At 67.4% G+C, this 24,878-nt stretch carries 25 protein-coding genes; 15 read left to right on the forward strand and 10 right to left on the reverse strand.

Features of this window, described 5'->3' with window-relative positions; all coding sequences use genetic code 11:
* Positions 1 to 96 precede the first annotated feature (96 nt).
* The gene (locus AB4Z37_RS10720) at positions 97 to 1,746 is read right to left on the reverse strand and encodes an alkaline phosphatase D family protein (RefSeq protein WP_441516706.1); all 1,650 of its coding nucleotides are present in this window, start codon (positions 1,744 to 1,746) and stop codon (positions 97 to 99) included.
* 317 nt (positions 1,747 to 2,063) lie between these two features.
* A complete protein-coding gene (locus AB4Z37_RS10725; RefSeq protein ID WP_441516707.1) occupies positions 2,064 to 2,750 on the reverse strand; it encodes a Crp/Fnr family transcriptional regulator in 687 nt (228 codons plus the stop codon).
* A gap of 316 nt (positions 2,751 to 3,066) precedes the next feature.
* Between AB4Z37_RS10725 and AB4Z37_RS10730 the strand changes: the two genes are divergently transcribed.
* The 5 genes from AB4Z37_RS10730 to AB4Z37_RS10750 all read left to right on the forward strand — a co-directional run bounded on the left by AB4Z37_RS10730 (position 3,067) and on the right by AB4Z37_RS10750 (position 7,259).
* On the forward strand, positions 3,067 to 3,537 hold the full coding sequence (locus tag AB4Z37_RS10730) for a hypothetical protein (protein WP_441516708.1): 471 nt from the start codon (positions 3,067 to 3,069) through the stop codon (positions 3,535 to 3,537).
* Between the two features lie 104 nt (positions 3,538 to 3,641).
* Positions 3,642 to 3,821, forward strand: a complete 180-nt coding sequence (locus AB4Z37_RS10735; protein ID WP_441516709.1) for a hypothetical protein — start codon at positions 3,642 to 3,644, stop codon at positions 3,819 to 3,821.
* Between the two features lie 18 nt (positions 3,822 to 3,839).
* Complete coding sequence (locus AB4Z37_RS10740) at positions 3,840 to 4,433, forward strand: SCO family protein (protein ID WP_441516710.1); 594 nt, start codon at positions 3,840 to 3,842, stop codon at positions 4,431 to 4,433.
* A 74-nt stretch (positions 4,434 to 4,507) separates the two neighbouring features.
* Entirely contained in the window at positions 4,508 to 5,506 is a 999-nt protein-coding gene (locus AB4Z37_RS10745; RefSeq protein ID WP_441516772.1) for a transporter substrate-binding domain-containing protein, read from the forward strand.
* 115 nt (positions 5,507 to 5,621) lie between these two features.
* A complete protein-coding gene (locus AB4Z37_RS10750) occupies positions 5,622 to 7,259 on the forward strand; it encodes a lysine--tRNA ligase (protein WP_441516711.1) in 1,638 nt (545 codons plus the stop codon).
* Between the two features lie 174 nt (positions 7,260 to 7,433).
* On the opposite strand, the gene AB4Z37_RS10755 is transcribed toward AB4Z37_RS10750, so the two are convergent.
* Positions 7,434 to 9,350 carry a glycosyltransferase family 4 protein gene (locus tag AB4Z37_RS10755; RefSeq protein WP_441516712.1) on the reverse strand — a complete coding sequence of 639 codons (1,917 nt, stop codon included), beginning with the start codon at positions 9,348 to 9,350 and terminating at the stop codon, positions 7,434 to 7,436.
* 197 nt (positions 9,351 to 9,547) lie between these two features.
* On the opposite strand from AB4Z37_RS10755, the gene AB4Z37_RS10760 reads away from it, so the two are divergent.
* On the forward strand, positions 9,548 to 10,186 hold the full coding sequence (locus tag AB4Z37_RS10760) for an acetyltransferase (RefSeq protein WP_441516713.1): 639 nt from the start codon (positions 9,548 to 9,550) through the stop codon (positions 10,184 to 10,186).
* Complete coding sequence (locus AB4Z37_RS10765) at positions 10,183 to 11,334, forward strand: DegT/DnrJ/EryC1/StrS family aminotransferase (RefSeq protein ID WP_441516714.1); 1,152 nt, start codon at positions 10,183 to 10,185, stop codon at positions 11,332 to 11,334. Before AB4Z37_RS10760 ends, AB4Z37_RS10765 begins: the two co-directional genes overlap by 4 nt.
* Positions 11,335 to 11,406: 72 nt before the next feature.
* Here AB4Z37_RS10765 and AB4Z37_RS10770 read toward each other — a convergent pair whose 3' ends face one another.
* Positions 11,407 to 12,036, reverse strand: coding sequence for a S24 family peptidase (locus AB4Z37_RS10770; protein ID WP_441516715.1), 630 nt, complete (start codon positions 12,034 to 12,036; stop codon positions 11,407 to 11,409).
* A 380-nt stretch (positions 12,037 to 12,416) separates the two neighbouring features.
* Between AB4Z37_RS10770 and AB4Z37_RS10775 the strand changes: the two genes are divergently transcribed.
* Positions 12,417 to 12,761 (forward strand): DUF952 domain-containing protein, encoded by a 345-nt coding sequence (locus AB4Z37_RS10775; RefSeq protein ID WP_441516716.1) that lies wholly within the window; start codon positions 12,417 to 12,419, stop codon positions 12,759 to 12,761.
* The gene (locus tag AB4Z37_RS10780; RefSeq protein WP_441516717.1) at positions 12,758 to 13,849 is read left to right on the forward strand and encodes a quinone-dependent dihydroorotate dehydrogenase; all 1,092 of its coding nucleotides are present in this window, start codon (positions 12,758 to 12,760) and stop codon (positions 13,847 to 13,849) included. Before AB4Z37_RS10775 ends, AB4Z37_RS10780 begins: the two co-directional genes overlap by 4 nt.
* Here AB4Z37_RS10780 and AB4Z37_RS10785 read toward each other — a convergent pair.
* Together AB4Z37_RS10785 and AB4Z37_RS10790 are read right to left on the reverse strand one after the other, a co-directional pair.
* Complete coding sequence (locus tag AB4Z37_RS10785) at positions 13,824 to 15,200, reverse strand: MATE family efflux transporter (protein ID WP_441516718.1); 1,377 nt, start codon at positions 15,198 to 15,200, stop codon at positions 13,824 to 13,826. The two genes, AB4Z37_RS10780 and AB4Z37_RS10785, sit on opposite strands and share 26 nt — an antisense overlap.
* 86 nt (positions 15,201 to 15,286) lie before the next feature.
* Positions 15,287 to 15,607 carry a DUF6460 domain-containing protein gene (locus tag AB4Z37_RS10790; RefSeq protein ID WP_441516773.1) on the reverse strand — a complete coding sequence of 107 codons (321 nt, stop codon included), beginning with the start codon at positions 15,605 to 15,607 and terminating at the stop codon, positions 15,287 to 15,289.
* Between the two features lie 268 nt (positions 15,608 to 15,875).
* Between AB4Z37_RS10790 and ltnD the strand changes: the two genes are divergently transcribed.
* The 4 genes from ltnD to otnC are packed head-to-tail and all read left to right on the forward strand — an operon-like array spanning position 15,876 to position 19,550.
* Positions 15,876 to 16,805 carry an L-threonate dehydrogenase gene (gene ltnD / locus AB4Z37_RS10795; protein ID WP_441516719.1) on the forward strand — a complete coding sequence of 310 codons (930 nt, stop codon included), beginning with the start codon at positions 15,876 to 15,878 and terminating at the stop codon, positions 16,803 to 16,805.
* 32 nt (positions 16,806 to 16,837) lie between these two features.
* The gene (otnI, locus tag AB4Z37_RS10800) at positions 16,838 to 17,611 is read left to right on the forward strand and encodes a 2-oxo-tetronate isomerase (protein ID WP_441516720.1); all 774 of its coding nucleotides are present in this window, start codon (positions 16,838 to 16,840) and stop codon (positions 17,609 to 17,611) included.
* A 3-nt stretch (positions 17,612 to 17,614) separates the two neighbouring features.
* Positions 17,615 to 18,883 (forward strand): 3-oxo-tetronate kinase, encoded by a 1,269-nt coding sequence (gene otnK, locus AB4Z37_RS10805; RefSeq protein WP_441516721.1) that lies wholly within the window; start codon positions 17,615 to 17,617, stop codon positions 18,881 to 18,883.
* 28 nt (positions 18,884 to 18,911) lie between these two features.
* Entirely contained in the window at positions 18,912 to 19,550 is a 639-nt protein-coding gene (otnC, locus tag AB4Z37_RS10810; RefSeq protein WP_441516722.1) for a 3-oxo-tetronate 4-phosphate decarboxylase, read from the forward strand.
* Between the two features lie 36 nt (positions 19,551 to 19,586).
* Here the strand turns inward: otnC and AB4Z37_RS10815 are convergent, their stop codons facing one another.
* Both AB4Z37_RS10815 and AB4Z37_RS10820 read right to left on the reverse strand, forming a co-directional pair.
* Positions 19,587 to 19,850 carry a hypothetical protein gene (locus tag AB4Z37_RS10815; RefSeq protein ID WP_441516723.1) on the reverse strand — a complete coding sequence of 88 codons (264 nt, stop codon included), beginning with the start codon at positions 19,848 to 19,850 and terminating at the stop codon, positions 19,587 to 19,589.
* Positions 19,851 to 19,919: 69 nt separating this feature from the next.
* Entirely contained in the window at positions 19,920 to 20,465 is a 546-nt protein-coding gene (locus tag AB4Z37_RS10820) for a hypothetical protein (RefSeq protein ID WP_441516724.1), read from the reverse strand.
* A gap of 254 nt (positions 20,466 to 20,719) precedes the next feature.
* On the opposite strand from AB4Z37_RS10820, the gene AB4Z37_RS10825 reads away from it, so the two are divergent.
* Complete coding sequence (locus AB4Z37_RS10825) at positions 20,720 to 20,920, forward strand: hypothetical protein (RefSeq protein ID WP_441516725.1); 201 nt, start codon at positions 20,720 to 20,722, stop codon at positions 20,918 to 20,920.
* A gap of 30 nt (positions 20,921 to 20,950) precedes the next feature.
* On the opposite strand, the gene AB4Z37_RS10830 is transcribed toward AB4Z37_RS10825, so the two are convergent.
* Complete coding sequence (locus AB4Z37_RS10830; protein WP_441516726.1) at positions 20,951 to 22,645, reverse strand: cisplatin damage response ATP-dependent DNA ligase; 1,695 nt, start codon at positions 22,643 to 22,645, stop codon at positions 20,951 to 20,953.
* Positions 22,642 to 23,694: a ligase-associated DNA damage response exonuclease gene (locus AB4Z37_RS10835; RefSeq protein WP_441516774.1), complete on the reverse strand. Its 1,053-nt coding sequence runs from the start codon at positions 23,692 to 23,694 to the stop codon at positions 22,642 to 22,644. Before AB4Z37_RS10835 ends, AB4Z37_RS10830 begins: the two co-directional genes overlap by 4 nt.
* Before the next feature lie 55 nt (positions 23,695 to 23,749).
* On the opposite strand from AB4Z37_RS10835, the gene AB4Z37_RS10840 reads away from it, so the two are divergent.
* The gene (locus AB4Z37_RS10840) at positions 23,750 to 24,676 is read left to right on the forward strand and encodes a methyltransferase domain-containing protein (RefSeq protein WP_441516727.1); all 927 of its coding nucleotides are present in this window, start codon (positions 23,750 to 23,752) and stop codon (positions 24,674 to 24,676) included.
* Positions 24,677 to 24,878: the final 202 nt, after the last annotated feature.

The following is a 24,878-nucleotide window of genomic DNA, read 5'->3' on the forward strand; positions in this document are numbered from 1 at the left end:
CACCCCTTCAACATTGCTTGCACGCCGTCGTCGCGCAGACCGGCTTTCCAGCCACGATGCCGGTTTTCCGTCCGTCCGCGCAAGGGCACATTCGCCTCATGCCCTGCGCGGCACCTCGTAGACCAGCGCCGGCGCCATGGTGTCGATGTCCTCGACGGGCTGGGGCGGGCGCCACAGGAACATGGTGAAGGTCATCTTGTCCGGGGTGACGTCGATGATGGTGAAGCCGTTCTTCTCGGTGGGCTTCAGTGCCTGCTCCATGCCGATGAGCTGGGAGGGCATCGATTCGATGCCGCGGTACGCCGAGGGAAAGCCGAGATCACCCGTTCCCAGAGTGCCTGCCATGACCGCATGGACCGGATGGGCCAGCGACAGGTCTCCCGAGCGGGTCATCTGTCCTGCGGCGCTGGCGTGGAAGTCGCCCTGCACGATCACGCCCGCGCGCCGTGTCTGGGCGGCGAGGGCGGCGATGAGCCGCTGATGCTGCGCGAACCAGCCGCGTTGCCATCCCGCCTTCTCCTCATAGAGGACGAGACGGCCGGAAGCGTCGAGCACGTCCGGATACCAGTCGCCGAGCTTGCCGGAGGAGTAGGCGAACGGCAGTGACGGCACATGCATGAAATGCGTGGTGTCCTCGGCGCGGGTGCGTGCCACCAGCCAGTCCTCGGTCCATTGCGGAAGGATCTTCGCGTGCGACCCCTTGTAGTCCACATACCTCCGGCAGTCGTACAGCACGGCCTCGAGCAGCTTGCCGTAGCGCAACGTGCCGAACGTGATGTTGGTGCCGGCCGGCGCCTGCGCCTTGTCGCCCCCGGGCAACCAGGCTGGACGGTTCGCGTCGGGCAGGAACTCGGGATAGTACAGCTGCTGGGTCTGCTCGGCGCCCAGGGTGCCGTAGGTATCCGGCGGCAGGGTCGCGACCTTGGTGTCGAACTCGTCGTTCTCGAAGGTGTCGTGGTCGTCGGTCAGGAAGAATGCCGGTGTCGATCGCAGTGTGGTGCCGTAGAGGCCGGGGATCTGATAGTCGCATACCCCCAGGAAGATGGCGACGTTGCGCGGGTGCAGCATCGGCACCGAGATATCCAGGGCGCCACCGAATGTCGTCCAGAGCTCCTCCTGGACCAGCTTGGCGAACGGCTTGTTGAGCGAGGTCGCGATATCCCAGTAGATGTGGTCGCCATTGGCGATGACGGCGTCCGGCCGGTATGACATGGCACGGGCGAGCAAACGCTGCCGCGCTGCCATGCCGAGAAAACCCGTCTTGTCCTTCCAGCGCCTGCCGTCGTAGCCGCCGGCGCAGGTATAGGCGACAATGCGCATGTGCTCGGGCGTCGCGTCCGGCGCCGGGAAAGTGCGCAGCGGCCACGCATCGCACAGCGGCGCGCCGCCGGCATCGATGATCTGCAGTTCATAGCGTGTCGCCGGCCGCAGGGCCGACGCGTCGAAGCGCCAGAACCTGCCCTGGCCGTGGGTCCGTTCGCCGTCGATGCGCCTGCCGTCGAGCGTCAAGTGCGGCATGCCGGTGAGCGGCGCCTTGAACGACGCCTTGATCAGGAAACGCTCGTGGCTGGCGGTGGGAATGAGATGGGCGAGCTGGCCCTGGTTCCAGCCGTCCGTGGCCGGCGCGGTCGCGACGGGCGCGGCGAGGGCCTGCGGTCCCAGCAGGCCGAGGGCCGGCACCCCGGCACACAGCGCCAGAAATTCGCGTCGTTCGAGGTCAGATGTGCTGCGTCGGTGCTGGTCCATGCTGTCCTCCTGGTCATGGCGCCCGCCGCTTGCTCCCGTCGGGGCGGCGTGCGGCTGCGCGCCCATGTCTTAAGGGCAGGCGTTGGCAAGGACTGTCAGCGATTTATCAGTTGGCCGGAGCGGTGCGAGTGGTCCAATTCTAACATTCGCATCCCGCTTCAGATGGCGCTTTTGCGAATGTTAGAATTAAGGGACCACTAGCAAGTATAAGATTCTAGTGGAGCTTTGGATTTGACATTCGCTTCCGGGACTCGCGGCTACGTGGGTAGCGAATGTCAAATCCGCTCCACTAGGATCGGGAGTTGGCCGCGCGCGAATCAGGTCTTCACCGGGCGGCCCTCTTCAGCGCGTGCGGTGTCGTGGATCTCTATCTCGCCATAGCGCAGCGAGATACGTCCGCGTTTGGCCAGGGCCTGTAATTCCTTGTTGAGCGTCGGACGGCTGATGCCCAGCATCATAGCCAGCGTATCCTGCGAGGCGCTGACACAGCTGCGCCCCTTGGCGGACAGTGTGACGTCGCCATGGGCCAGCGCGATCAGGCGTCGCATGATGCGCTCCTGTGTGCTCAGCAGCGCGCTGTCCCCCATGGTCCCGTAAGCCATCCGCAAACGTTGCGCCACCTGTCGGGCGATGGCCTGGGCAAATCCGATCCGCTGCATGAGGGCATCGAATTTCGTCGCACTAACGGTTCGCAATTCGGCGTCGGTCAGCGCGACCGCCGTATGCGCCCGCGGCCGACGGTCCAGCACCGGACCCGCACCGAACCAGTTGCCCGGTTCGACGACGGCCAGAATCACTTCCTTGCCGGCGGGGTGCAGGATCGAGAGTTTGATGCGGCCGGTGACGACGCCAAAAAACGCTCCTGATGGACTGTCGAACGGGTCGTCCTGGCAGAACAACAATGTGCCCTGCGTGAGCGCGACCGGCATCGAGGCGGCCAGCAGCGCCTCCGCGTCCGCGGCGGCGAGGCTCCTGAACCAGGGATTGTCGGCAAATGCCTGCATGGCGCGCACAAACCTTTCGCCGGCAGCATAGCGCCCCCGGTGGTCGGGCGGCCAGCCGCGCGCCGCTCGGGTCCGCCGCGGGCGGGGCGAAACTCAGCGCCGCGCGGGAACCTGCCGCAACGGAAAATACAGGATTGTATGTGCCGCTGCGTCCCGTTGTCCCAGTTCGGGATCGCGCCTTGTGCACTGCATCTTCCGCGCAACACCCGATCCGAAAATCGGCGCGCATGGATTGCGCCACTGGACAAAGCGTCGCGATCGAAAGACGTTTACGACAGATTGATTTCGATTGTTCCGGGTTGGACGGGGCGGGGGAATGAAGGTCGTTACGGGGTTGCTTGCAGCAGTGCTGCTGATGGCCGGCATCGGGGTCAGCCATGCGGTCGTCCGCATCTCCGACGATCGCGGCGGCCGCATCGGAACCTATGTCGACAAGTACCAGGGGCTACGCACCTCGGGCGAAATGGTGATCATCGACGGCCTGTGCGCCTCCGCCTGCACCATTGTGCTCGGCGCGGTGCCGCAGAACCGGATCTGCGTCACCTCGCGGGCCAATCTCGGCTTTCACGCGGCCTGGGACTATGGCTCGGACGGGCGAACCATTACCAATCCCGAAGCCACCCAGATGCTGTATTCGATGTATCCGGCGCGGATCAAACGCTGGATCTCGCACCGGGGCGGGCTGACGCCGCGCATGATCTTTCTGCGCGGGCGTGAGCTCACGACCATGTACCGCCCCTGTTACCTCGACGCCCAGGCGTCGGCCCATGAGGCGCCCGCCCGCTGACGGCACGCTGCCGCCTCCGCGGGACGTGATCAGGCGCACGGCGTTAATGCTTGCCTGCGGGCGGCGTCCGACCTATCTGGAACCTGATGCCAAGAGATCTGGCCATGGCGCGCGAAACGGCCGCGTCCGACGATCGGACGTCGGCGCGCCTGCGCACGGTGGTGCTGGCCTCGGTGCTCGGGGTGGTCGGTCTGGTGCTCGCGGCCGCGGTGGGCCTGTGGATGCATTACGGGACCACGGTGTTCTTCCAGGTGTTGGCGGCCGGCATCGCCGCCTGCTTCTGATCAGAGACGAGAATTGACATGACGGATCGGACGGCACGCCCGCTTGTTGTCGTGGCTGCATTCGCGGCGAGCCTCGCCATCGGCCTGATGGCGACGCTGTGGCTGCTGGGTGGGTTCAGCGGCGCCACGGCCCCGGCGACGATCGGTGGCCCGTTCCAGCTCAGCGACCAGAGCGGCGAGGCGGTGACCGAAAAGAACCTGCAGGGCAAGCCGACGCTGATCTTCTTCGGCTTCACCCATTGTCCGGACGTCTGCCCGACCTCGCTGTTCGAGATTTCGGAAGTGCTGCGGGCGATGGGCCCCGACGTCGACAAGGTGAACGCCTATTTCGTCTCCGTGGACCCGGAGCGCGATACCCCGGCGGCGATGAAGGACTATCTGTCGAGCTTCGATCCGCACCTGAAGGGGCTGACCGGCAGTCCGGATGCGGTGGCTAAGGTCATTGCCAGCTACCGCGTCTATGCCAAGAAGGTGCCGCTCAAGGACGGCGACTACACCATGGACCATACCGCCCTGATCTACCTGATGGATCGCAATGGCCGGTTCGTGGCCCCCTTCAACATGAAGCGGAAACCGGAAGAGGCGGCCGCCGACCTCAAGCGGTATATTTGATTGCCGAAAGCCCCGTTTGTGCGGCGATCTGCCCTCGCGATTGCAGCCGGATCGTCTATAAGCCCCTGATGCAGATGGTTCCCGCAAGGCGCCTCCCGTCCGGCCCGGTCGCCCCGGCGCGTGCTCCGCGCCGGCGCCTGGCCGTGGGGATGGCCGCGCTGCTGGCGCTGTGCGGCGTGGCGGCCCTGGCCGGGGTCGCCCGTGCCGAAACCCCGGACAAGAGCAGCCCGCCACCGCCGGCCGCGGTTCAGGCGCCGGCTGCTCCGGCACCAAGGCCCGCGGTCGCGGGACAGGGGGCCCAGGTCGCGCCACAGGCGGTTCCCAGCTTCTGGGACCCGCGCCGGCGGCCGGACCGGCCCGACCTCACCCGCCTGACGGTGATCAGGTTTCTGACCGAAACCGACTATCCGCCGTTCAATTTCACGGGGCCGGACGGCAACCCGGCCGGCTTCAATGTCGATCTCGCTCGCCTGATCTGCGAGGAGATCAAGGTCACCTGCACCATTCAGATGCGCCGCTTCGAGACGCTGGTCGATTCGCTGACCAGCAGCCGCGGCGATGCCGTCATCGCCTCGCTTGCCGCGACGCCGCAGCTCCGCGCCAAGGTCGACTTCAGCGACCCCTACTATCGTGCGCCCGCCCGTTTCGTGTCGCGGCGCGAGGCCGTGCTGGTGGAGATGCGGCCCGAATATCTCGAGGGCAAGAAGGTCGGCGCCGTCGCCGGGTCGGCGCACGAAGCCTTCCTGAAATCGCAGTTCACGGACGCGCAGATCATTGGCTATCCCAATGACGAAGCGCTGCGGCTGGCGCTGCGCAAGGGCGAGGTGGACCTGATTTTCGGCGACGCCATCTCGCTCGCGTTCTGGATCAACGGCACTGACTCCGCCGAGTGCTGCGGCTTCAGCGGCGGGCCGTTCGTCGAGAGCCGCTACTTCGGCGAGGGCATCGGCATCGCCGTGCGCAAGGGCAACGACGTGCTGCGCCAGGCCATCAATTGGGCCATGTTCCGGATCTGGGAAAAAGGCCGCTATACCGACCTGTGGCTGCGCTACTTCTCGGTCAGCCCGTTCTGAACCACCCCTATGCGGGAGCCCGCCTCCCGGAAGACGGTCCCGCAGCGGCTTCACGCCGCGCCTCTGGCCGGATATGACAGTTCCTTGCGCACCGGCGCGAACGAAAGAGGATGTAATGTCGAACGAAATCCCCGGCACCGCGAGCGAGTTGCGGGCGCTGGCCGAACAGTCCAACGCATGGCCCTTCGAGCAGGCGAAGCTGATCGTCGCCCGCCTGAAGAAAAAGCCGAAGGACGAGGTGCTGTTCGAGACCGGCTACGGGCCGTCGGGGCTGCCGCACATCGGCACGTTCGGCGAGGTGGCGCGCACCAGCATGGTGCGCCATGCGTTCCGCGTGCTCACCGAAGACAAGATCAAGACGCGCCTGCTGGCGTTCTCCGACGACATGGACGGCCTGCGCAAGGTTCCCGACAACATCCCGAACAAGGATCTGCTCGTCCCGCACCTCGGCAAGCCGCTGACCCGCGTGCCCGATCCGTTCGGCACCCATCCGAGCTTCGGCGAGCACAACAATGCGCGGCTGCGCGCCTTCCTCGATACGTTCGGTTTCGACTACGAGTTCGCGAGCTCGACGCAGTATTATACGTCGGGCCGGTTCGACGCGACGCTGCGCAAGGTGCTGGAGCGTTTCGACAAGGTGATGGCGATCATGCTGCCGTCGCTGCGCGAGGAGCGCGCGGCGAGCTACTCGCCGTTCCTGCCGATCTGCCCGCGCACCGGCGTGGTGCTGCAGGTGCCGATCGTGGCGCAGGACGTTTCGGCCGGCACCATCTCCTATGATGATCCCGAAACGAACGAGCGGGTGACGCTGCCGGTCACCGGCGGCCACTGCAAGCTGCAGTGGAAGCCGGACTGGGCGATGCGCTGGACCGCGCTCGGCGTCGACTATGAAATGGCCGGCAAGGACCTGATCGATTCCGTCAAGCTGTCCGGCAAGATCTGCAGCGCGCTCGACGGCACGCCGCCGGAAGGCTTCAACTATGAGCTGTTCCTCGACGACAAGGGGCAGAAGATCTCGAAGTCCAAGGGCAACGGCCTCACCATCGAGGAGTGGCTGCGCTATGCCTCGCCGGAATCGCTGTCGCTGTTCATGTACCGCGAGCCCAAGGCGGCGAAGCGGCTGTACTTCGACGTCATCCCGCGCAATGTCGACGACTACCAGCAGTTCCTCGATGGCTATGGCCGACAGGACGGCAAGCAGCGCCTCGCCAATCCGGTGTGGCACATCCATGGCGGCAATCCGCCGCCGGCGGACATGCCCGTCACCTTCCAGTTGCTGCTGACGCTGGTGTCGTCGTCGAATGCGGAGAACGCCGAGACGCTGTGGGGCTTCATCGGCCGCTACCGGCCGGGCGTGACGCCGCAGACCCATCCCAGGCTCGATGCCCTCGTCGGCTACGCCATCAACTACTACCGCGACTTCGTCGCGCCGACGAAGCAGTTCCGCGAACCGACGGCGGAAGAGCGCGTCGCACTCAGTGACCTGCGTGATGCGCTGTCGCAGCTTGCGGTCGATGCGCCGGCCGAGGACATCCAGAACGTGGTCTACGAGATCGGCCGCCGCGATCCGTTCCTCGATCACGCCAAGAAGGGCAAGGACGGCCGGCCCGGCGTGTCGCTCGACTGGTTCAACATGCTCTACCAGGTGCTGCTCGGCCAGGAAAAAGGCCCGCGCTTCGGCTCCTTCGTCGCGGTCTATGGCCTCAGCAATGCGGTGGCGATGATCGACGGCGCGCTGGCGCGTTCCGCCTGACAGCGGTGGCGCACCGTGGGCCGGCGACCATATCGCCGGCCGCTTGCGGAGAGTGTTTTCGAGCGAAGCATGCCCCCGGACTTGATCCGGGGGCGGGCATCGGTTCGGCTGAAGAAAATGCGTCAACGCACAGAATGAGAGCGCGTTCGCGATTCCACCAAAGGCGAAGGCTCTCTAGAGGCGAAGTGTTCTCCTCACCATGTCCTTGGCGCGCCGTCGCAACCCCCAGCCTAGCTTGCGGCGGCCGACGAAGGCGTAGAAGCGGTAGAGCCGCATCCGGGCCGCGGTCTTGAGGCCGGCGAACGGATCGACCTTCGGGGGATGGGCCATCACGATCCGCCGAGGCGTTGCCATGGTTCTGAAGGGCGCGTTTCCGAGCGCGTCCTGTGCATCTGGCGAAGCTGAGTTCCACGGCGGGGCCAGGCGGCGCAGCGTTCCTTTCATCATGTCACTGGCACGCTGCCGCAATCCCCATCCCAGTTTCAGGCGGCCGACGAAGGCGTAGAAGCGGTAGAGCCGCATCCGGGCCGCGGTCTTGAGGCCGGCGAATGGATCGGCCTTCGGGGGATCGGCCACCACGACGCGCGGAGCCACCGCCACCGACGTGAATTGTTCGTTGTGGGGTACGTCGTGCGCCGCCGGTGCGGCTGTCTCGGCCTGCGCCGTGGCGAAGCGGCGCAACGTGTATTTCAGCCGGGCGGCAAGGACGCGCAACCGCGACAGGTGCCACGGCCGCCAGCCGGCATCGAGGGCCGGCAGCAGGCGCAGGTCGACGAACCAGTACCGGCCGGCGAGATAGGCGCAGACGAAACAGCCCGCGAATGCCCGCCAAGCGCTTCGCGGCAGCCAGTAGCCGGCGCCGGCCTTGGCGGCGCGTGAGCGATACAGCGCATCGAGCGCGTCCACGGTTCTGCGGAGGGTGAATTTCTCCAGCATCAGTTGCCGGCCATTGCCGCCGAGCTGACGCGCGGTGTCGCGGTCGCGCAGCAGTGTGACGATGCCGCGCGCGAGGTCCGCCGGGTCACTCGGCGTGACCAGGACGCCGGTGCGTCCGTCGATCACGCTGTCGACCAGCCCGCCGCAGCGTGTCGCGACCATCGGGCATTCCATCAGCAGTCCCTCGATGGTGCCGCCGAGGTTTTCGCTAACCGACGCTTGCACGGCGACGTCGAGGCCCTTGAGGACGGCCGGAATGTCGGTCCGGAAGCCGGTGAACTTGATGCTGTTGCCAAGGCCGAGGCTTGCGACCAGCGCTTCCATCTTGGCGAGATAGGCGCGGCCGCCCTCTTCCCAGCCGGAGCCGATGAGCAGCAGTTTGGCGTTCGGATGCTGCGCGAGGATCGCTGGCATGGCCTGGATCAGCTCTGCCTGGCTTTTGATCGATCGTCCCTGCGCCACCGGTGGCGTCCACCGGTTCACGCCGAGCTCGGGATAGAAATACGCCACCATCCCGATCAGCGGCGTGTCGGCCGGCCAGCCATAGTCGCCGCGCAGGTCGGCGGCGACGTGGCCGGCGGGGTCGAACTTGCTGTCGTCGGGGCCATAGTAGATGACGTGCAGTCGTCGATCGGCGACGCCCATCGAGCGATACAGCGTGCGGCTGAACTCGCAGGATGGAATGAGCGCCGTTTCCATCCACTGGGTCGAGCCGTCGATCCAGCGCGGCGTATAGGCCTCGAGGTGGAACGGGCCGGCGATCATGGCCAGCCGTACGGGGACGTCGGCAAGCCAGGCGGCGAGCCGCCCGATCACCATCGAGTGAAACAGGTGCGTCTGCACGACGTCGAAGCGCTCGCGCCGCAAGATGCGGGCGAGCGCCCAGATCTTTTTTGGCAGCGCCAACAGGTCCGCGGAGTTCAGGAATTCGAAATCGCTGTCGAGCACGCGGATTCCCGCCGCCTCGAAGCGATCGACGAGCTTGCCTTTGCGCCCGTTGAGAATGACCGTGACGTCATGGCCGAAGCGGTCACGCAGGTCGCGCAGCTGCTCGAACACCCACACCGCGCCTTCGGTGGTCGCCACGATGTGGCAGACGCGAAGAGCTCCCGGCGCGTCGGTTGCTCCAGCTCGATCGTGCAACGGCGTCGTCATCGCGGCTTCGTGGCCAAAAGTTCAAACAGTGGAGAGCCCTCTGATCAACAAGCCCGCGAGGTCCGCGCCGATCGACAGATCGTGCGCTCTATCGTTTGCTGCATTGAACGCGCAAAGATATTCACTTGCAATCAACATTGCGAGCCCCTTAAGCTTCTGACGAATTTATCATCAAGGCCGCTGGCCGCGACATATTTGTGCGACGCGGCATCGAGGGCGTGTTGAAAATTGCAATCATTGGTGCCGGTGGGCACGGCAAGGTCGTTGCCGACGCGGTCAGGGCAGACGGCAAGCATGAGCTGGTCGGGTTTTTCGACGATGATGGCCAACTCATCGGCCGCAACGTCGCCGGCGCGCAAGTTCTCGATCGCATCGCTGCATGGCGCTCCTATCCCGTCGACGGCCTGATCCTCGCCATCGGAAACAACCGGATCCGACAAGACGTGATGCTCCGTCTCGTCGCGGAGAATGCGCGACTGGCCTCCGTCATCCACCCCAGCGCGATCGTGAGTGGTGCCGTTGTCGAGAACGGCACGGTCTTGATGGCAGGGGTCGTCGTGAATATTGAAGCCAACATTGGCAAAAATGTCATTCTCAATACAGGAGCAATTGTCGAGCATGACTGCGTCGTCGGTGCGCATGTCCACATTGCGCCCGGCAGTTGTCTCGCTGGCGGCGTCACGATCGGTGAAGGGGCTTTCATCGGCATGGGCAGTCGGATCCTGCCCGAGGTGCACGTTGGCGCCTGGTCCATCGTCGGCGCGGGGGCCGTTGTCGTGCGTGACGTGCCGGACGGCGCCACGGTCGTCGGAATTCCGGCACGGAGGCTGCGATGAGCCGCGACGTGCAGGACGCACTGCAGATGTCCGCCCCGGACATCAGCGATGACGACATTGCCGTCGTGGTCGACGTGCTGCGCAGCGGACGATTGAGCATCGGCCCTTATGTCGAGCGGTTCGAGAGCATGGTCGCGCGCTATGTCGGGGCTCGCCATGGTATTGCGGTTGCCAACGGCACCGCGGGCCTGCACCTGTGCATGCGGCTCGCCAACATCGAGCCCGACAGCGAGGTCATCACCTCGCCCTTTAGTTTCGTGGCGTCGTCAAACTGCATCATCTATGAGCGTGGCCGCCCGGTCTTCGTCGATATCGACGAGGAAACGCTCAACATCGATCCACGCCAGGTGGAGGCGGCCATCAGCCCGCGGACCCGGGCGCTGCTTCCCGTTCATGTCTTTGGCCGGTCGGCCGCGATGGGGCCGCTGGCGGAGGTCGCGGCCAGGCATGCCCTGACGGTCGTCGAGGACGCCTGCGAGGCTCTTGGCGCCGAGTACAGGGGGCGCAGGGTCGGTGCGCTGGGGCGTGCCGGCGTATTTGCGTTCTACCCCAATAAGCAGATCACCACCGGGGAAGGCGCCGTGATCGTCACCGACGATCCGGAATGGGCACGGCTGCTGCGCAGCATGCGCAACCATGGTCGTGGCGAAATGGGAGGCTGGCTCAGCCACGATCGGCTCGGTTTCAACTACCGCCTGGACGAGATGAGCGCCGCGCTCGGTGTTTCGCAGATGTCCCGTGTCGAGACGCTGCTCGGCCTGCGCGACGCTGTTGCGGCGCGCTACCATGACGGCTTGGGGCGGGCCCGCGGGGTGAGGACACTTGCCCCCGGCGGCGACACCACCCGGATGAGCTGGTTCGTATATGTGGTGCGTCTCGATGAAGATCTGCCGCGCGATGAGATCGCCGAGCATCTCGCCGCGATCGGCATCCCGACGCGTAACTACTTTCCCCCGATTCACCTGCAGCCGTTCTATCGCCAGCAGTATGGCGGCCGGCCCGGGCAATTTCCGGTGACAGAACGGGTCTCGGCGACGACCCTGGCGCTGCCGTTCCATGCCCGTCTCGTTGAGCAGGACATCGCGCGCGTATGCGCCGGGCTGTCGGCGGCGATCGATGCCGCCGTGCGCAGGCGGTCCGGCATTTGAGCGCGCGACGGCGCCTCGCTTGTTCGGAAAGGGGCGATGCAAGACATCGTGCGTCGCGGCGGTCCAGCCAGCCTACTGCCGCACCCAGACGATCCGCGCGATCCACGCGAGGTCGCCCGCGGCGAGGCTCAGCTCGTGCGGATGGGCGCCGAGTGACTTGAACTCAATGTTTCGTGCGGAGCGGCGGTGCAGTTCGTGGATCGCAAGGCGGCCATCGGCGGTGTTCACCACGACGCGGTCGCCGGGCCGAATCGGAGCGTCCGGCGCCACCACAACGACGTCGCCGTCGCGATAGGTGGGGCTTAGCGCATCGCCAGAAATTTCCAGCGCGAAAAGGTGCGGGTCGATCGCGCCCGATGGCAGGGGCAGTCTGCCCCAGCCATCGCCGGCGGGATGGCCGTTGCCGTCGAAGTGGCCGGCCGCGGTGGCCCTGGCGAGGCTGATCAGCGGAATGGCCGGTGTGTCGGGTTCGGTCGCGTCCATCAACCGTACGAAGGTGTCGAGGCCGGTGTCGGTGGCGCCCAGCGCCTTGGCGAGCGATTCGGTGGACGGCCAGCGGGCGCGGCCGTCGCCGGTCACCCGCTTGGACTTGTTGAAGGTGGTGGGGTCGAGGCCGGCGCGCCGGGCAAGTCCCGACGGCGACATGCCGGCGCGCGTCGCCAGCCGGTCAATGGCGGTCCAGATCTGCTCATGCGTCAGCATGGCGGCTCAGGGGTTGCGGCCCGGTCCGCTAGGGGCGGGCCTGAACGCGCAGCGACCGGGTGCGGCCGATTCTCGAGGCAGGCCACTGCGACCTTTGAAAGGTCGTCTCAACCGGACCACGCAAGCAAATGACAACAGCGCTCAGCTTCGAAGCCGCTGAAAAAGACGCGGCCGGCGTTCGCAAAGGACGAACGTCCCAGTGTGCCCGTTCGCAAGCCCGGGACATCACTGCTAGGAATGATTACCTCCAACGGTGACCGCGCGCAATGTCGCAAGGCCTCTTGCCCGCCGCCCCTGAACGTGCACAGTGCCGTCGCTACTTCGTGTCGCGATCTTCAAAATCCTGAATCAGCTCGACAATTTGCAAGAAAACGGAACGCGTGCCGACGATCTATAAAATTTGCTCCGCCTCCGCCTGGCGCGAAGCCGAGCGTCGCGGGGCCTATACGGGAAGCGCTGACGACCTGCGCGACGGCTTCATCCATTTTTCGACCGCCGCCCAGGTGGCGGAGACCGCGCGCAAGCATTTCTTCGGCCAGACCGGCCTGTTCCTGATCGCCATCGACGCCGAGGCGCTGGGTGAGGCGCTGCGCTGGGAACCGTCCCGCGGTGGCGCCTTGTTCCCTCATCTCTATGGCGAGCTGGATCTCGGGGCGGTGACGGCTGTGCACGACCTGCGCGCCCGCTCCGACGGCGGCCATGATGTGCCGGAGCTCGCGTCGTGATCCGCGCGCTCGAAGCTTTCTCGCTGCCGCTGCTGCGCTGGTTCGATCCGGAGGATGCGCATCGCCTCGCCATCCAGGGGCTGCGCCTGCTGCCGCCGCCGCGCCCGCGCATCGAGAACCCGATGCTGGCAGTGCGGGCGTTCGGCCTCAACTTCCCCAATCCGATCGGCATGGCGGCGGGCTTCGACAAGAATGCCGAGGTTCCCGATGAGCTGCTGCGGCTCGGCTTCGGCTTTGTCGAGATCGGCTCGGTGACGCCGCGGCCGCAGGCCGGCAATCCGCGGCCGCGGCTGTTCCGCCTTGTCGCCGATGAAGGCGTCATCAACCGCATGGGCTTCAACAATGACGGCGGTGAAGCCGTGCTGCGGCGCCTCGCCGCGCGCGCCAACCGCGGCGGCATTGTCGGCGTCAATGTCGGGGCCAACAAGGATACCGCGGACCGCGCCGCCGACTATGTGGCGCTGATCGAGAAGTTCGCACCGGTCGCGAGCTACTTCACGGTCAACGTCTCGTCGCCGAACACGCCGGGCCTGCGCAACCTGCAGCAGGCCGCGCAGCTCGACGATCTGCTGGCACGGGTGATCGAGGCACGCGATCGGGTGCGCAAGAACGCCGGCGAGACGCCGGTGCTGCTCAAGATCGCGCCGGATCTCTCGCTTGCCGAGCTTGACGACGTCGTGCACGTCGCGCGCTCGCGCCATGTCGACGGCATGATCGTGTCCAACACCACGCTGGCGCGGCCGCCGTCGCTGCGTAGCGCGCAAGCCTCGCAGCAGGGCGGGCTGTCGGGCCGGCCGGTATTTCGCCTGTCGACACGCATGGTGGCGGAAACCTATGTCCGGGTCGAAGGCGCATTCCCCCTGATCGGGGTGGGCGGCATCGATTCCGGGGGCGCGGCGCTGATGAAGATCCGCGCCGGCGCCAGCCTGATCCAGCTGTACTCGTCGCTGGTCTACAAGGGCCTCGGCCTTGTCGAGGAGATCAAGACCGATCTCGTATCGGTGCTGCGGCGGACCGGCCGGGAGGCGATCAGCGAGATCGTCGGTGCGGACGCCGCGACCATCACCGCGGAAGACTGGCCGGTGTAGCGTCCGGTCCGGTGAAGGTGGCGCGCAGCAGGCCTCGGTAGCGCGCCATCTGCAGCAGTCCGCGCGCCAGCAGGAACACCAGCAGCGCGCCCCACAGGCCGGCATTGCCGAACGGCTTGAGCAGCCACCAGCCGGCGAAGTAGCAGCCGAGCGACACGATCATCAGGTTGCGCATGTCGCGCGACCAGGTCGCGCCGATATAGACGCCGTCGAACGCGTAGGCCATCACGCCGCACAGCGGCGCCAATGCCGCCAGCCAGATGTAGATGCGCGCGGTCTCGCGCACCTGCGGGCTTGTGGTGATCAGGTCGATCAGCGGCCCGCCGGACGCGACGAACAGAACCGTCACGGCTGCGGCGAAAACAAATCCCCAGATCACGACGAGACGTACCGCCTGGGTGAAGCCGGCTCTGTCGCCGGCGCCGACGCTGCGGCCGCACAATTGCTCGGCGGCGTTGGCGAGGCCATCGAGGAAGAACGCGCCGATCAGCATGAAGTTGTTGAGCACCGCGTTGGCGGCGAGCGTGTTGTCGCCGGCGCGGGCGCCCTCGGCGGTGAAGAACAGGAAGGCGGCGATCAGCGCCGCGGTGCGGATCATGATGTCACGGTTGACGGCGAGCATGCGGCTGAGCTGGGCGCGATCGAGCAGCGTGCGTGCGGTGACGCTGAGGCGGCCGCCGAGCAGGCGCCAGGCGACGACGGCGCCAGCGAGGCAGCCCGCCCCCTCGGCGATGACCGCGGCGATGGCGGCCCCCGTGATGCCGGCATGAAGGCCAAGCACGAGCCAGACGGTCGCGATCATGTTGACGGCGTTGATCACGATCTGCAGCGCCAGCGCGCTGCCGGGCCGCGCCTGGCCGACCAGCCAGCCGAGCAGCACATAGTTGGCGAGCACGAACGGCGCCGACCACATCCGGATGGCGAAATAGCCCTTTGCCGCGCCGGTCACGGCCTCGCTGCCGCCGAGCAGGCCGAACACCGCGGTGGACAGCGGCACCTGTACAATGAGCAGTGCAACGCCGATAACGACGCTCATCAGCACCGCGCGCAGCAGCACCGCGCGGATCTCCGGCGCGTCGCCGGCGCCCTGCGCCTGGGCGGTGAGCGCCACCGTGCCCATCCGCAGGAAGCCGAACAGCCAGAACATGCAGTCGAACACCACCGACGCCATGGCGACGCCGCCGAGCAGGTGGGATTCGCCGAGCCGGCCGATCGCAGCGGTGGCGACCACGCCGAGGAACGGTGTGGTCAGGTTCGCCAGCATCGCAGGGCCCGCGATTGCGAACACGCGGGCGGTGGTTACGGGAGGCTGGGCCGTCGAGGTCGGGGACGACGGGGTGCGTTCATCCATCAGGAGCAATCCATCGGGGCCGTCACGGCAGCGATGCGCGGGATGAGACAGCTAACCCCGCGCACGCGCAACATGACAGGCGAGTATCAGCGCGGCTTCTGCGCGCCGAAAATCCGCGACAGCAGCCAGATCGGGATCACGATCACGGCGCCGAGCAGGAAGTAGCGCCACAGCCAGTTCACGGTATCGAAGCCCATGTCCCAGAGACGCTGGAACAGCAGGCGGATGCTGTGCAGGATGTTCCAGGGGTCGAAGCCGATCGCGGCCAGCACCACGCCGACCAGGATGGACAGCAGGATCAGGCGGAAGGCGACCGTGAGCGGCGAGCCGCCGAGAAAGCGCGACAACCCGTCGCCCGCGGGACCGCGGTACTCCGGCGCCTTGGTTTCGATCGGCTTGTTGTCCATCGACATCTCTGGTCTCCCCGGCTGCGCCGTCGTCGGGCGCGAAGGCCCACATAGTGAGGCAGGTGGGGCATGCCGGAACCTGCGTCAAGCCGGCATTGCCTCTCTGGCCCATGAATTTACTGTCATGCGCAGGCAAGGTCCACCGCAGAGGCCGCTGCGTCCATGGCGAGAGGTGTCATCGTCTGGTCTTCGCCGCCGCGCCCGGTCTAGACTGCCGGCGATCTCATACCGCCGCGTCCCAGGCGTCGGTGCAACATGCGAAGGTCCGATGCAAACGTCACACCTCCAACACCGCGCGGCCGTCGTCGGCCTCGGCTCGATGGGTTATGGCATGGCGCTGTCTCTGCGGCGCAGGGGGCTGCAGGTTGCGGGCTTCGACGTCCGGCCGGAGGTCGCCGAGCGCTTCGCGCGCGAGGCTGGCGGCAGCGCCGCGGCCACGGCGCGTGACGCGGCGAAAGACGCCGACATTGTCGTGATCGTGGTGGTCAATGCCGACCAGACCGAGACGATCCTGTTCGGCTCTGAGGGCATCGCTGCAGCGATGCGCAAGGGCGCGGTGATCGTGTCCTGCGCCACCATGGCGCCGGAGCGGGTGCGGGCGTTCGCGGCGGCGGCCACGGCTGCCGGGCTTCACTATGTCGATGCCCCGATCAGCGGCGGGGCGCAGCGTGCTGCCGAGGGAGCATTGACGGTGCTCGCCTCCGGCGCGCCGGAGGCGATGGCGAAGGCCGAGCCCGCGCTCGATGCCATGGCGGCGAAAATCTATCGCCTCGGCGACGAGCCGGGGACGGGCGCAGCGTTCAAGATGGTCAACCAGCTGCTTGCCGGCGTGCATATTGCCGCGGCGTCCGAGGCGATGGTGTTCGCGAGGCGCCTCGGCCTCGACCTCGCCAAGGTCTACGAAGTGATCACCGCGTCGGCCGGCAATTCCTGGATGTTCGAGAACCGCGTGCCCCATGTGCTCGACGGCGACTACACGCCGCGCAGCGCGGTCGACATCTTCACCAAGGACCTCGGCATCATCAACGACATGTCGCGCTCGGCGAAGTTTCCGACCCCGGTCGCATCCGCGGCGCTGCAGATGTTTTTGATGACCGCGGCCGCCGGCATGGGTCGCGACGACGACGCTTCGGTGGCGCGGCTCTATGCGCAGGTCGCCGGCCTCGATCTGCCGCTGACCAAGACTGCGCAGAGCTGAGTCCCGTAACGCTTCTGAGGACGAGATCCCCGATGCCGCGCTTTGCTGCCAACCTCACCATGATGTTCAACGAGTGGTCGTTTCTCGACCGCTTTGCCGCTGCCGCCGATGCCGGCTTCGATGCGGTCGAATTCCTGTTTCCCTATGACTTCACGCCCGACGACGTTGCCGAGCGCCTGCTGCGCCACAAGCTGACGCCGGCACTGTTCAATGGTCCGCCGGGTGACTGGGACAAGGGTGAGCGCGGCTTTGCGGCGCGGCCGGAGCGGCGCGCCGCATTCGAGGCCTCGATCGACAAGGCGCTGGTCTATGTCACGGCGACCGGCGTGAAGCGGCTCCATGTCATGGCCGGCATCGCGCCGTCGCAGGACCCGGCGGCGATGGCGGCGTATGAGAGCGCGCTGCTGTTCGCCTCCGACCGCGCGCAGCAGGCCGATATCGACATCGTCATCGAGCCGATCAACCCGCGCGACGTCCCCGGCTACTTCCTCAACAACTTCGATGTCGCCGCGAACGTCGTGCGGCGGCTGGCGCGGCCGAACGTCAAGCTGCAGTTCGACATCTACCATCGCCAGATCATCCATGGCGACGTGATCCGGGGCCTCGAGGCGATGATGCCGATCATCGGCCACATTCAGGTCGCCTCGGTGCCGGAGCGGCACGAGCCGTGCAGCGGCGAGCTCGACGACGCGCGGGTGTTCGGCGTGCTCGACCGGCTCGGCTATGCCGGTTTCGTCGGCTGCGAGTACCGGCCCGCAGGCAAGACGCTGGACGGCCTCGGCTGGTTTCCCGGCCGGCGGGGGTGAGCCATGATTCTCGGATGCATTGCCGATGACCTGACCGGCGCGACCGACCTCGCGCTGATGCTGACGCGCGAGGGGCTGCGCACGGTGCAGTCGACCGGATTGCCGCCGGACGATCTCGATGTGGCTGATGTCGATGCGGTGGTGGTGGCGCTGAAGTCGCGGACCATCCCGGCGAAGGACGCTGTCAGCCAGTCGCTGGCTGCGGCGCGCGCGCTGCAGCGGCTCGGTGCGCAGCGGCTGTTCTTCAAATATTGCTCGACTTTCGATTCGACGGACGCAGGCAATATCGGCCCCGTCGCCGACGCGTTGCTCGACCTCACCGGCGGCGGCGTCACCATCGCCTGCCCGGCGTTTCCCAGGGCGGGCCGCACCATCTATGCCGGCTATCTCTTCGTCAACGGCGTGCCGCTGAACGAAAGCCCGATGAAGGACCATCCGCTGACGCCGATGCACGACGCCAATCTCATGCGGGTGCTGCAGCGGCAGACGAAGCGGTCGGTCGGGCTGATCGGTTTCGATGTGGTGGAGCGTGGCGCTGCCGCGGTGCGTGACGCGCTGGCGGGCGGCGCCATCCATTTCATTGTCGATGCCATCGCGGACGCGCATCTGCGGGTCATTGGAGCTGCCACCGCGCACCTGCCGCTGATCACCGGCGGCTCAGGTGTGGCGATGGGCCTGCCGGCGGCGTACCGCGACGCCGGCCTGCTGGCGCAACTGACGCCGCCGCCGGAGCGGCTGGCGGCCCCCGCGGGACGCGCGGCCATCCTCGCCGGCTCGTGCTCGGCGGCGACCCGCGGTCAGGTCCAGGCGGCGATCGCTGCCGGCCTGCCGCATCTGCGCATCGATCCGCTGGAGATCGCCAGCGGCACCCAGACGGCGCAGCACGTGCTGCAGTGGATCGCGCGCCAGCCGCAGGACAAGCCGTTCCTGGTGTATTCCAGCGACGATCCGGACGCTGTGCGGCAGGTGCAGCAGCGGCTCGGCCGTGCGCAGGCCGGCACCATCGTCGAAGACCTGCTCGGCCGCGTCGCCGCCGCGCTGCCGGCGCAAGGCTTCACCCGCCTGATCGTCGCTGGTGGCGAGACCTCCGGCGCGGTGATGCAGGCGCTCGACGCCGGCGTGCTGAGCATCGGCCCGGAAATCGACCCGGGCGTGCCCTGGACACTGGCACGGCCGCGGGTGCATGCGGGCAGCGCGATGGCGTTGGCGCTGAAGTCGGGCAATTTCGGCGCGCCGGACTTCTTCCTGAAGGCGTGGGACCGGCTGGCCTGACCACGCGGTGGTATGAGAGGATCGATCGATGACCGAGAGCGCGCTGCGCGACAAGATCTGCCGGGTGGGGGAGTCGCTGTTCCGGCGCGGCCTCACCTTCGGCTCCACCGGCAACATCTCGGTGCGGCTCACTGACGGCGGCTTCCTGATGACGCCGACCAATGCCTCGCTCGGCGAGCTCGATCCGGCGCGGCTGTCGCGGCTTGATGCAGCGGGGAATCTCCTCAGCGGCGACAAGCCGACCAAGGAAGCGTTCCTGCATCGCGCGATGTACGGCCAGCGCGCCGGCGACCATGCGGTGGTGCATCTGCATTCCACCCATTCGGTCGCGGTGTCGTGCATCCATGGCATCGACCATCACGACTGCCTGCCGCCGCTGACCGCCTATTACGTCATGCGCGTCGGCCGCCTGCCGCTGGTGCCGTATTATCCGCCGGGCGACGAGAGCCTCGCGCATGCGGTGGAGAAGCTCGCCGGCGATCATCACGCGGTGCTGCTGTCGAACCACGGCCCGGTGGTGTCCGGCACCAGCCTCGACAATGCGACCTATGCCACCGAGGAGCTGGAGGAAACCGCAAAGCTGTTCCTGCTGCTGCGCGGCGAGACGACACGTCCGCTGACGCCGGAACAGGTGGACGACCTGCGTCGGCGGCATCAGCTGCGCTGAGCCGCAGGTCCGGCCTCACCAGCGTCGCCCGGCCGATCAGTTGCAGGGATGCGGGCGGTGATCCTGGCCGCGATAGGCCGCCGCGCCATTCTTGCACAGCGCGCTCAGGGGACCGTCATAGTATGCGACGGTATCGGGCAGCGGACCTGGGCCGTAATTATGGAGATAGTTCATCCCGATCAGGTCGTGGACGTGGTGAATATGGGCGTGATGGCGATGGCCGTGATGGGTCTGGTGCCGTGCCATGGCCGGCGAGGCCAGCGCCGTCAGGATCACGAACGTTGCGATGGTCTTCAGCATGGGTGACCTCTCCGCGGGACTGGCTGGTGAACGCTTTGGCGCCGGCCGGGTTCCCGTCGAGGCCTGCTGTCAGCCACAGCGGGGTGACAGATCCAGGGCCCGCAGCAAGCCGCCCACGGCATCCTGTCGGCAGGGCACCGCGTTGGCCGTTGCCTTGGACGGCTCGTCCGCGGCCTCCGTGCGGGGGCGCTGGGCCTTTGCGTGCCTGCGCTGGTGCGGTGTCTCGACAAGCCTGGCGTTGGCGTCCTGCCAGCGGTGGCGGTGCGGGCGTGTCTCGGCTGGCCGGCGGGGGGGCTCGTCCGCCGCGACGGACGGCGGTTTCGCCGGGGTCTCCGGCCTGTCCAACAGCTCGTCCATCGCGCCCGCCGGCGTTGCGGCGGGCAGGACGGCCCCCATTTGCGGGAGAGCGGCCGCGACCGCCGGCTCGTGCAAGACGGGGATCGGCAGCCTGTCCGACTTCGCGGCCCGGTCGGGCGCAAGACCTTCTTCGACTGTCGCGTGCTGCGCAGGAGGCGCCACAACCGGCATTTGCAAAGATGTCGTGGCGGCCTTGATGGCGACGATCGCGCCAAGGCCGGCGAGGCCGGACAGGGCGAACCACATGGTTCTGCTCATGACGGAGTCCCAAGGTTGTGGCGGCCATGCCGAGCGCCCTATCGCGGCCGCCGTCATGCCCTTGGAGCCGATCATCGGGACTGAATTCGGGCCCGGCGGTGGCAGGGGAGGGCGGCTTTGCGGCGCCGGCAGGGCTGCGGACCGGCATGGTTCGCGGCGCGGTGGTGTCCGGCTCGAAATCGGCTCACACTGCGGGCGTGCACACGCCGGGAATCGGCGATAATCGCCGTCGATGATGCGGAGCAAGGGGCACTATGAGAGTCTGGGTCGTCACCAGGGCACCGGCCGACCGGCTGTGGGCGTATGAATTCGTTGGCGTCTTCCGGTCGCTGCCGGAAGCGGAGGCGTCGGTTCATTTCAGCGCCGGCACCTACACCATTGCCGAGATGGAGGTCGGTCGGCGCTATGCCGGAGACGTGCGCAACATCGTGGTCATCGAAAAGGCGCTGAAGTAAGCAGCGCGCGATCGGCCGGGGCTCGGCCGCTCAATCGTCCGCGGGTGCAGCAGCGCGCTCGCCGCCAAACTCCCCGGCATCGTCTCCCGCCGTCTTCAGCATCCGCTCCAGCGTCTCCAGGCGATCGGCGTCGCGCGGCGGCTTGTCCCAGCGCAGGCGGCTGATGCGGGGGAAGCGCATGGCGATGCCCGACTTGTGCCGCGTCGAGCGCTGCAGCCCTTCGAACGCGACTTCGAACACCAGGCCCTCGTCGCCCTTGTGCACGACCTCGCGCACCGGGCCGAAGCGGTCGATGGTGTTGCGGCGGACATAGCGGTCGATCTGCAGCAGTTCCTCGTCGGTGAAGCCGAAATACGCCTTGCCGACCGGCACCAGCTCGTCGCCGGTCTCGCCTGCGGTCCACACCCCGAAGGTGTAGTCGGAGTAGTAGGATGAGCGCTTGCCGTGGCCGCGCTGGGCGTACATCAGCACGGCGTCGACGATGTGCGGGTCGCGCTTCCACTTCCACCACGGGCCCTTGGGGCGGCCGGGCAGGTAGGGCGCGCCGCGACGCTTGAGCATCACGCCTTCCACGGCCTCCGCATCATGGCCGGCGCCGGCCGCGGCCGGATCGGCGCGGGCGGCGGCGAGCTCGGCCCAGCTCGCGAACGGCACCTGCGGCGACAGGTCGACCCGCGCCGTGTTGAGGCGGGCGACGAAATCGACGAGGCGTGCGCGCCGTGCCTCAAACGATAGCTCGCGCAGGTCGTCGTCGCCGTCACCCAGCAGGTCGTAGGCGCGCAGGTGGATCGGAAACTCGCGGATCAGCTTCGGCGTCACCGTCTTGCGGTTCAGCCGCTGCTGCAGCACGTTGAAGCTCTGCACTCGTCCGTCGCGCACCACCAGCAGCTCGCCGTCGAGCGCGCCGGGCCGGTGCAGCGCCGGCAGCAGGTCGGGAAAGGCGGGCGTGATGTCTTCACCGGTGCGGGAGTAGAGCCGCGTCAGCGGTGCGCCGTCTTCGGTGCGGCCGGTTACCGCCTGCACGCGGATGCCGTCCCATTTCCATTCCGCGGTGAAGTCGGCGGCATCGAGCTTGTCGAAGTCGGCATCCTCGATCGCATGCGCCAGCATCACCGGGCGGAACGGCGCCGGATCGCGGCTCACCGGCTTGTCGGCGCCGCCATCGAGGCAGGCGAACAGCTCGAGATAGGGCGGCGCAAGGCCGGGCCAGATCAGCTCGACCTCGTGCGCGTCCTTGTCGCCGAGCGCCGCCGCGGCGGTCTTGGCGAGGCGCGCGGAGATGCCGATGCGCATCGCGCCGGTGACCAGCTTGAGCAGCGCCCAGCGCCCGGTGTCATCGAGATTGTCGAGCCAGCGCGCGAGCTGCGCCGGCAGCTCCTTCTTGGGCAGGGTGTCGAGGGTGGTGACGACCTCGGACAGTGTCGGCGGCGGCGGCATGTTGGTGGCGCGCGCATCCACCGGCCACATCAGCGCGACGGTCTCGGAGAGGTCGCCGACATAGTCGTAGGACAGCGCGAACAGCACGGGGTCGGTGCGAGCCGCAATCAGCTCGCGGATCATCGCCGGCTTGGCATGCCTGAACGACAGTGCGCCGGTCAGYGCCGCCAGTGCGTAGCCGCGGTCGGGATCGGGCACCTCGCGAAAATAGCCGGTGATCAGCCGCAGCTTGTTGTTGCGGCCGGGCTCGTCGGCGAGGCGGTCGAGCAGGTGGGCGAAGCGGTTCATGCGCCGGTGTCTCCCGCGGCAGCCTCACCCTCGGCCGTCGCATTCTCGGCGTCCTCATCGCCATAGCCGACCAGCGCCAGCGGCCGCGCGGTCAGGCCTTGCGTCGTGCACCAGTGCACCAGCGCGTCTTCCTGGCCGTGGGTGACCCAGACCTCGCCGGCGCCGGTCGCAATGATGGTGGCGCACAGGCCGTTCCAGTCGGCATGGTCGGAGATTACCAGCGGCAGCTCGACGCCATGCTGCCGGCCGCGCGCGCGCACCCGCATCCAGCCGGAAGCGAACGCGGTCACCGGATCGGGGAAGCGGCGGGTCCACACATCGGTGGTGGCGGAGGGCGGCGCCAGCGTGATGGTGCCGGCGAGATCGGCCTTTGCCACGCCCTTGGCGAGACGCACGTCGCCGAGATCGATGCCGCGGCTCTGGTAATAGCGGGTGATCGCCTCCATGGCGCCGTGCAGGTAGACCGGCGCGTCATAGCCGGCCTGCCGCAGCAGCGCGATGATGCGCTGCGCCTTGCCGAGCGAATAGGCGCCGACAAGGTGGGCGCGCTCCGGAAACAGCGCGACGGAGGCCAGCAGCTTACGGATCTCGGCATCGGCGCTGCCGTGCCGGAACACCGGCAGGCCAAACGTCGCCTCGGTGATGAACACGTCGCAGGGCACCACCTCGAAGGTCGCGCAGGTGGGATCGGGCACCTCCTTGTAGTCGCCAGAGGCGACGATGCGCGTGTCGCCATGGGTGACCGCGATCTGGGCCGATCCCAGCACATGGCCGGCGGGATGGAACGTGACGCTGACGCCGTCGAGCACGATCTCTTCGCCATAGCGGACCGCCTGGGTCGACCGCGCAAACCCCTCGCCATAGCGCAGCCGCATCATGTCGAGGGTTTCCTGCGTCGCCAGCACGGCGCCATGGCCGGGGCGGGCATGGTCGGAATGGCCGTGGGTGATCAATGCCCGCGGCACCGGGCGCACCGGGTCGATGTGGAAGCCCCCCGGCTTGCAGAACAGGCCGGCGGGCTGCGGCGTCAGGATGTCTTGCGGGCGCATTTTCGTTATATAGAGCCACTTTCGTCCCATTCGAGTATTTCCGCGTTCGGTTTCCATGTCCGCCCGTCTGTTCCTGTCGTCCGGCGACGTCATCGCCGACCGCCGCTTCGATTTCGCCCGCGACCTGCAGCTGCGCGGCGATCTGTTCGCCGCCGCCGAGCTGATGGAGCAGGCGGTCGAGCTGGCACCCAACTTCGCTTCCGCCTGGTTCGCGCTCGGCGAGCTGCGCCAGGAGCTCAATCAACATGATGCGGCGATCTCAGCCTATCGCCGTGCCTGTGCCACTGACCCGGACGACCGGCACGGCGCACGGCTGCGGCTGATCCGGCTTGGCGCCGAGCCGCTCGCCGAGATGTCGCCGGGCTATGTGAAGGCGCTGTTCGACCAGTATGCGCCGAAGTTCGAGACCGCGCTGCGCGGCGACCTCAGCTATCGCGGGCCGGAGATCCTGCAGCGTGCCGTGATCGCGGCCCGCCATGCGGCGCAAGAGCCTGCGACATTCCGCCATGCGCTCGATCTCGGCTGCGGCACGGGGCTCGCCGCCGGCGTCTTCGCCGCGATGGTCGAGCGCATCGATGGCTTCGACCTGTCACCGCGCATGCTGACGCAGGCGCGTGCGACGGGGCGCTATACCCGGCTGGTCGAGGCCGACATGGTGGCCGCGCTGCGCGGTGAGCCGGATGGCAGCGCCGATCTCGTGCTTGCCGCCGACGCCATGGTCTATCTCGGCGACCTCGCGCCGCTGTGCCGCGAGGTCGCCCGCGTGCTGGCGTCAGGCGGCCTGTTCGCCTTCACGGTCGAGGCCCATGATGGTGAAGGGGTCAGTCTCGGCGCGACGCTGCGCTATGCCCACAGCGAATCCTACCAGCGTGCCGTGATCGCGGCCGCGGGTCTTACGCTGCGCGATGTGTCGCAGGCCTCTATCCGCACCGATGGTGGTGTTCCGGTGCCGGGCTACGTGGCGGTTGCGGAAAAGCCGTGACATGTCGGGTTCCGCCGGATTTGTTCCAGTTGGCATTCCGCCGAAACGGCCTATAGTCATGTTTCCGTCAACAAACGAAAGGAGGTGATCCAGTGTCTCATTCGAAACGCTGTCACCTCGCTGGGGACGCCCGCTAGGCTCGGTTGAGAGCGGCAAACGGGCGCCCTCGGCGCCTGGACCAGCGAGATAGAAGGGAAGGGCG

This window comes from Bradyrhizobium sp. 2TAF24, assembly GCF_052115025.1.
GTDB lineage: Bacteria > Pseudomonadota > Alphaproteobacteria > Rhizobiales > Xanthobacteraceae > Bradyrhizobium_A.